The sequence below is a fragment of the Klebsiella sp. WP3-W18-ESBL-02 genome, assembly GCF_014168815.1.
GTDB lineage: Bacteria > Pseudomonadota > Gammaproteobacteria > Enterobacterales > Enterobacteriaceae > Kluyvera > Kluyvera ascorbata_B.
The window spans coordinates 5,153,230-5,160,024 of the sequence record NZ_AP021972.1 but is presented as its reverse complement, the minus strand read 5'-3'; the positions used below and the strand labels follow the sequence as shown (position 1 = coordinate 5,160,024).

Sequence of the window (6,795 nt, the reverse complement as noted above, 5' to 3'; positions counted from 1 at the left end):
TGCGAACCGCTATCTGCGGTTTTCAACGGCCTCTTTCAGACATTCTGCTGAAATAACGCGGTTATTTTCCCCTGTTACGATCCACCGATCGCGATCGGGCCGAGGATCATAGCGTAAACTGCGCCAGAGATCTTCTGTTTCTCACAGATTCTTCCCGATTTATCCACAGGGTGGATCCAGAAGCGCTAAGTGTAAACGATCCCGGCAAGGAGAAGGCACGATTTCCTTCGCATATTGGAAAAATTAATGACTAGCGACAAATTTCTGCTTAAATGATCTAACAAAGATCCAGGATGATCCTTGCGCTTTAACGGGCAGCCCGTATAATCCCCCACCCGGCGTGTACTGCTCGAATTTCGGTGAGGGACGCTGCTCATTTACCGGGCAAAAAACGGCGGTCGAACGCGGTTTTTTACGCGGTAAATAAGGAAAGAGAATTGACTCCGGAGTGTACAATTATTACAATCCGGCCTCTTTAATCACCCATGGCTTCGGCGTCCGTCGTTCAATTTTCGGTCGGATATCCAATAAAGCCATTGAATTTATTCAAGTTTAGGTAGAAATCGCCATGAAACGCACTTTTCAACCGTCTGTACTGAAGCGCAACCGTTCTCACGGCTTCCGTGCTCGTATGGCTACTAAAAATGGTCGTCAGGTTCTGGCACGTCGTCGTGCTAAAGGCCGTTCTCGTCTGACCGTTTCTAAGTAATAAAGCTAACCCCTCGAGTGGTTAAGCTAGCATTTCCCAGGGAGTTACGCTTGTTAACTCCCAATCATTTCACATTCGTCTTCCAGCAGCCACAACGGGCTGGCACGCCGCAAATCACCATCCTCGGCCGCCTGAATTCGCTGGGGCATCCCCGTATCGGTCTTACCGTCGCCAAGAAAAACGTTAAACGCGCACATGAACGCAATCGGATTAAACGTCTGACGCGTGAAAGCTTCCGTTTGCGTCAGCATGAACTCCCGCCAATGGATTTCGTGGTGGTGGCGAAGAAAGGGGTTGCCGACCTCGATAACCGTGCTCTCTCGGAAGCGTTGGAAAAATTATGGCGCCGTCACTGTCGCCTTTCTCGCGGCTCCTGATAGGCCTGATTCGGGTCTATCAGCGCCTGATTAGTCCGCTACTCGGGCCGCATTGCCGTTTCACCCCAACCTGTTCTCAATACGGAATTGAGGCATTGCGCAGGTTTGGAGTGATAAAAGGCAGTTGGTTGACAGTGAAACGCGTATTAAAATGCCACCCTTTACACCCTGGTGGTGACGATCCCGTCCCGCCCGGACCATTTGATACCAGAGAACACTAACGATGGATTCGCAACGCAATCTTCTTATCATCGCTTTGTTGTTCGTGTCTTTCATGATCTGGCAAGCTTGGGAACAGGACCACAATCCTCAGACCCAGCAGCAGACCACGCAGACTACGACCACAGCAGCGGGTAGCGCCGCCGACCAGGGCGTACCGGCCAGTGGCCAAGGAAAACTGATTACGGTTAAAACTGACGTGCTTGAGCTGACTATCAACACCCGCGGTGGTGATATTGAGCAAGCGCTGCTTCCGGCGTACCCAAAAACGCTGAAGTCTGACGAACCGTTCCAGTTACTGGAAACCACTCCTCAGTTTGTCTATCAGGCGCAGAGCGGCTTAACCGGTCGTGACGGCCCGGACAACCCGGCTAATGGCCCGCGTCCGCTGTATAACGTCGGTAAAGATGCGTTTGTACTGGCCGATGGCCAGAACGAAATCGTCGTTCCGCTGACCTATACCGATAAAGCAGGCAACGTCTTCACCAAAACTTTCACCCTGAAACGCGGTGATTATGCGGTGAACGTTGGCTACGACGTGAAGAACGCCGGCGAGAAACCGCTGGAAGTGTCTACCTTCGGTCAGCTGAAGCAGACTGCGGCCCTGCCTACTGCGCGTGATACGCAGACCGGCGGCCTGTCTACCATGCACACCTTCCGTGGCGCAGCGTATTCAACGTCTGACTCTAAGTACGAAAAATATAAATTCGATACCATCGTTGATAACGAGAACCTGAACACCAACACCAAAAACGGTTGGGTTGCCATGCTGCAGCAGTACTTCACGACTGCATGGGTTCCGCAGAACAACGGTACCAATAACTTCTACACCGCTAACCTCGGTAATGGCGTAGTGGCGATTGGCTACAAATCTCAGCCGGTTCTGGTACAGCCAGGCCAGGCAGATAAACTGCAGAGCACCCTGTGGGTTGGCCCGGCAATTCAGGACAAAATGGCCGCCGTTGCGCCGCACCTGGATCTGACCGTCGACTACGGCTGGCTGTGGTTCATCTCTCAGCCGCTGTTCAAACTGCTGAAATGGATCCATAGCTTCCTGGGTAACTGGGGCTTCTCCATCATCGTTATCACCTTTATCGTTCGTGGCATCATGTACCCGCTGACCAAAGCGCAGTACACCTCCATGGCGAAGATGCGTATGCTGCAGCCGAAGATTCAGGCAATGCGTGAGCGTCTGGGCGATGACAAACAGCGTCAGAGCCAGGAAATGATGGCCCTGTATAAAGCGGAAAAAGTTAACCCACTGGGTGGCTGCTTCCCGCTGATTATTCAGATGCCAATCTTCCTTGCGCTGTACTACATGCTGAGCGCCTCAGTTGAACTGCGTCATGCGCCGTTTATCCTGTGGATCCACGACTTGTCCGCACAGGACCCGTACTACATCCTGCCGATCATCATGGGCGCGACGATGTTCTTCATCCAGAAGATGTCTCCGACTACCGTGACCGACCCGATGCAGCAGAAGATCATGACCTTTATGCCGGTCATCTTCACGGTGTTCTTCCTGTGGTTCCCGTCAGGTCTGGTGGTTTACTATATCGTCAGCAACCTGGTAACCATTATTCAGCAGCAGCTGATCTACCGTGGTCTGGAAAAACGTGGCCTGCATAGCCGCGAGAAGAAAAAATCCTGATTCGGTTGTAGGTTGTAGGCCGGATAAGGCGAAGCCGCCATCCGGCAAACGGAACGAAAATCAAAGGGCGGTCGAATGACCGCCTTTTTTTATTGCAACAAAGTTGAGACAAACCATGAGCCATAACGACACTATCGTCGCCCAGGCTACCCCACCGGGACGCGGTGGGGTGGGCATTCTGCGCATCTCCGGCCTGAAGGCTCGCGACGTGGCACAGGCGGTGCTGGGCAAGCTGCCAAAGCCGCGCTATGCCGACTACCTGCCGTTTAAAGACGTCGATGGCAGCGCGCTGGATCAGGGCATTGCGCTGTGGTTCCCGGGCCCGAATTCCTTTACCGGTGAAGATGTGCTGGAGCTTCAGGGCCACGGCGGCCCGGTGATCCTCGACCTGCTACTCAAACGTATTCTGACGCTGCCGGGCGTGCGTATCGCCAACCCGGGCGAATTCTCCGAGCGCGCGTTTTTAAACGATAAGCTCGATCTGGCCCAGGCTGAAGCCATTGCCGACCTCATCGACGCCAGCTCCGAGCAGGCCGCACGCTCCGCGCTGAACTCGCTGCAAGGTGCATTTTCCACCCGCGTAAATCACCTTGTGGAAGCACTTACTCACCTGCGCATCTACGTCGAGGCGGCCATCGACTTCCCGGACGAGGAGATCGACTTCCTCTCCGACGGTAAAATCGAAGCGCAACTTAATACCGTGATTGCCGATCTCGACGCCGTCCGCGCCGAAGCGCGCCAGGGCAGCCTGCTGCGCGAAGGGATGAAGGTGGTTATCGCCGGGCGCCCGAACGCCGGGAAATCGAGCCTGTTGAACGCGCTGGCGGGACGTGAAGCGGCTATCGTTACCGATATTGCCGGTACCACCCGCGACGTGCTGCGCGAGCATATCCACATCGACGGGATGCCGCTGCATATCATCGATACCGCCGGTCTGCGCGACGCCAACGATGAAGTCGAGCGTATCGGTATCGAACGTGCGTGGCAGGAAATTGAGCAGGCCGATCGCGTACTGTTTATGGTGGACGGCACCACCACCAGCGCCACCGACCCGGCGGAGATTTGGCCAGACTTTATCGCCCGCCTGCCGAAAAACCTGCCGATTACCGTGGTGCGTAACAAAGCGGATATCACCGGCGAGACGCTGGGTCTGAGTGAAGTGAATGAGTACTCACTTGTTCGCCTCTCCGCCCGTACCGGCGAAGGCGTGGACGTGCTGCGTAACCATCTCAAGCAGAGCATGGGCTTTGAAACCAATATGGAAGGCGGTTTCCTGGCGCGCCGTCGTCACCTGCAGGCACTTTCAGAGGCCGCAGAACACCTACAGCAGGGTAAAGCCCAGCTTCTGGGTGCCTGGGCCGGAGAATTGCTGGCAGAGGAGCTTCGTCTGGCACAGCAGAATCTCAGTGAGATCACCGGGGAATTTACCTCCGACGACCTGCTAGGGCGGATTTTCTCCAGCTTCTGTATCGGTAAATAACGGTGTGTTGCCCGGTGGCGCAAAGCTTACCGGGCCTACAGGCCCCGTTGGCCGGATAAGGCAAGGCCGCCCTCCGGCGACAAGTGATTTCCCAGCAGGAAATCACTGTTGTCCAAATGGCAACTCGTGACATCACCGCTCTCCCCGTATGCTTAGCGCCACATTTCCCGTGAGGTCGCTATGACACGCTTTCTTCTGTGCAGTTTTGCCTTAGTTTTGCTTTATCCCGCCGGTATCGATATGTATCTGGTCGGGTTGCCCCGCATTGCGGCCGATTTACAGGCCAGCGAAGCGCAGCTGCATATCGCCTTCTCGGTCTATCTGGCCGGCATGGCCACCGCCATGCTGTTTGCCGGTAAAGTTGCCGACCAATCAGGACGTAAGCCGGTCGCGATTGTCGGCGCGTTGATTTACATCGCAGCCTCCGCTCTCTGTTCGCTGGCAGAAAGCGGCACGCCGTTTCTCGTCGGCCGCTTTATTCAGGGCATCGGTGCGGGCTGCTGCTACGTGGTGGCTTTCGCGATTCTGCGCGATACGCTTGACGACCGCCGTCGGGCTAAAGTGCTGTCGTTGCTCAACGGGATTACCTGTATCGTGCCGGTACTGGCGCCGGTCATGGGGCACCTGATTATGCTCAAATACCCGTGGCAGAGCCTGTTCTACACGATGATCGGCATGGGCGTGGTCGTTTGCCTGCTGTCGGTATTTATCCTGCGAGAATCGCGTCCAGCGGCTCTGACGGCCTCGACGCAGCAGCATCACGCTGCCGAATCGCTGCTAAATCGCTTTTTCCTGAGTCGCCTGGCGATAACCACCCTCAGCGTGTCGGTGATCCTCACCTTCGTAAACACCTCTCCGGTGCTGCTGATGGAAGTGATGGGCTTCGACCGCGGCGAATACGCCACCACCATGGCGATGACCGCAGGCATCAGCATGGCGGTCTCCTTCTCTACCCCGTTCGCCCTGAGTCTGTTTAAACCCCGTACGCTGATGCTCACTTCACAGACGTTATTCCTGGCCGCGGGTATCGTCTTAATTCTCGCGACAACCCACGCGTTCACCCTCTTCGGGCTGACCTTAATCTGTGCCGGTTTCTCGGTGGGATTTGGCGTGGCGATGAGCCAGGCGCTAGGCCCGTTCTCCCTGCGCGCGGGCGTCGCCAGCTCGGCGCTGGGGATTGCGCAGGTGTGTGGCTCATCGCTATGGATTTGGCTGGCGGCTATCCTTGGCTTCGACGCGCTGAATATGCTGATCGGGATTCTGATTGGCTGTAGCATAGTGAGCATCATGCTGATTATTTCAGTTGCTCCTAACCGGTCCGCGTCTGCACATGAAGAAACCGCTCACCAGCCTCGATCTTAACCTTCTGCTTTGCCTGCAGCTCCTGATGCAGGAGCGCAGCGTTACCAAAACCGCCAAACGGATGAACGTCACGCCGTCGGCGGTGAGTAAATCTCTGGCGAAGCTGCGCGCCTGGTTTGACGATCCGTTGTTTGTGAACACACCGCTGGGGCTGACGCCGACGCCGCTGATGTTTAGCATGGAGCAAAGCCTGGCGGAGTGGATGCAGATGGCCAACCAGCTGCTCGATAAGCCGCATCATGAAACGCCGCGTGGGCTGAAGTTCGATCTGGTGGCCGAATCGCCGCTGATCATGATCCTGTTCAACGCCCTGTCGCAACAGATCTATCAACGTTATCCACAGGCCACGATCAAAGTCCGCAACTGGGACTACGATTCACTGGATGCCATTATCCGCGGTGAGGTCGACATCGGTTTTACCGGGCGCGAGAGCCATCCGCGATCCCGCGAGCTGCTAAGCCTGCTGCCGCTGTCGATCGATTACGAAGTGCTATTCACCGATCTTCCGTGGGTGTGGCTGCGTGAGGATCATCCGGCGCTGCAGGAAGAGTGGAACCTGGAGACGTTTCTGCGCTATCCCCACATCAGTATTTGCTGGGAGCAAAGCGACACCTGGGCGCTGGACGATGTCCTGCAAGAGATGGGCCGCGAGCGCAATATTGCCCTCAGCCTGCCGGGGTTCGAACAGTCGCTGTTTATGGCCGCTCAGCCGGATCACACCATGCTGGCGACCGCGCCGCGCTACTGTCAGTATTACAATCAACTTCACCAGCTGCCGTTGGTCGCTCGCCCCCTGCCATTCGACGCCGCACAGCAAGATAAGCTGCTGGTGCCGTTCACCCTGCTCTGGCATAAACGAAATAGTCACAACCCGAAAATTATCTGGCTGCGTGAAACGCTTAAAACCTTATATCTCGGTGTTTCCTGATGAGTTATTCGTAAAAATAGTCCATTTCAGTTAGGGGAAAGTGTAAAAGTCTCGTAATACCCCTTTTCA

General features: G+C 55.6%; 7 protein-coding genes. All 7 read left to right on the top strand.

Annotated features, from left to right (window positions below; genetic code table 11):
* Window positions 1–568 precede the first annotated feature (568 nt).
* The 7 genes from rpmH (at window position 569) to yidZ (ending at window position 6,726) form a co-directional block, all read left to right on the top strand.
* Complete coding sequence (gene rpmH / locus H7R56_RS24750; protein ID WP_003849659.1) at window positions 569–709, top strand: 50S ribosomal protein L34; 141 nt, start codon at window positions 569–571, stop codon at window positions 707–709.
* Window positions 710–726: 17 nt separating this feature from the next.
* Window positions 727–1,086: a ribonuclease P protein component gene (gene rnpA, locus H7R56_RS24745; RefSeq protein WP_106930161.1), complete on the top strand. Its 360-nt coding sequence runs from the start codon at window positions 727–729 to the stop codon at window positions 1,084–1,086.
* Window positions 1,050–1,307: a membrane protein insertion efficiency factor YidD gene (yidD, locus tag H7R56_RS24740; RefSeq protein WP_106930158.1), complete on the top strand. Its 258-nt coding sequence runs from the start codon at window positions 1,050–1,052 to the stop codon at window positions 1,305–1,307. The genes rnpA and yidD overlap by 37 nt, the downstream gene beginning before the upstream one ends.
* 2 nt (window positions 1,308–1,309) lie before the next feature.
* A complete protein-coding gene (gene yidC / locus H7R56_RS24735) occupies window positions 1,310–2,956 on the top strand; it encodes a membrane protein insertase YidC (RefSeq protein WP_182928440.1) in 1,647 nt (548 codons plus the stop codon).
* Window positions 2,957–3,071: 115 nt separating this feature from the next.
* The gene (gene mnmE, locus H7R56_RS24730) at window positions 3,072–4,436 is read left to right on the top strand and encodes a tRNA uridine-5-carboxymethylaminomethyl(34) synthesis GTPase MnmE (protein ID WP_106930153.1); all 1,365 of its coding nucleotides are present in this window, start codon (window positions 3,072–3,074) and stop codon (window positions 4,434–4,436) included.
* A 180-nt stretch (window positions 4,437–4,616) separates the two neighbouring features.
* The gene (locus H7R56_RS24725; protein ID WP_106930150.1) at window positions 4,617–5,798 is read left to right on the top strand and encodes an MFS transporter; all 1,182 of its coding nucleotides are present in this window, start codon (window positions 4,617–4,619) and stop codon (window positions 5,796–5,798) included.
* The gene (yidZ, locus tag H7R56_RS24720; protein WP_106930147.1) at window positions 5,767–6,726 is read left to right on the top strand and encodes an HTH-type transcriptional regulator YidZ; all 960 of its coding nucleotides are present in this window, start codon (window positions 5,767–5,769) and stop codon (window positions 6,724–6,726) included. The genes H7R56_RS24725 and yidZ overlap by 32 nt, the downstream gene beginning before the upstream one ends.
* The last annotated feature ends 69 nt before the right edge of the window (window positions 6,727–6,795 follow it).

What these genes read in the sequence shown, in the direction of transcription:
- mnmE (WP_106930153.1), top strand. Translation starts at nt 3,072, where the DNA reads ATGAGCCATAACGACACTATCGTCGCCCAGGCTACCCCACCGGGACGC.
- yidZ (WP_106930147.1), top strand. Translation starts at nt 5,767, where the DNA reads ATGAAGAAACCGCTCACCAGCCTCGATCTTAACCTTCTGCTTTGCCTG.
- H7R56_RS24725 (WP_106930150.1), top strand. Translation starts at nt 4,617, where the DNA reads ATGACACGCTTTCTTCTGTGCAGTTTTGCCTTAGTTTTGCTTTATCCC.
- yidC (WP_182928440.1), top strand. Translation starts at nt 1,310, where the DNA reads ATGGATTCGCAACGCAATCTTCTTATCATCGCTTTGTTGTTCGTGTCT.
- yidD (WP_106930158.1), top strand. Translation starts at nt 1,050, where the DNA reads ATGGCGCCGTCACTGTCGCCTTTCTCGCGGCTCCTGATAGGCCTGATT.
- rpmH (WP_003849659.1), top strand. Translation starts at nt 569, where the DNA reads ATGAAACGCACTTTTCAACCGTCTGTACTGAAGCGCAACCGTTCTCAC.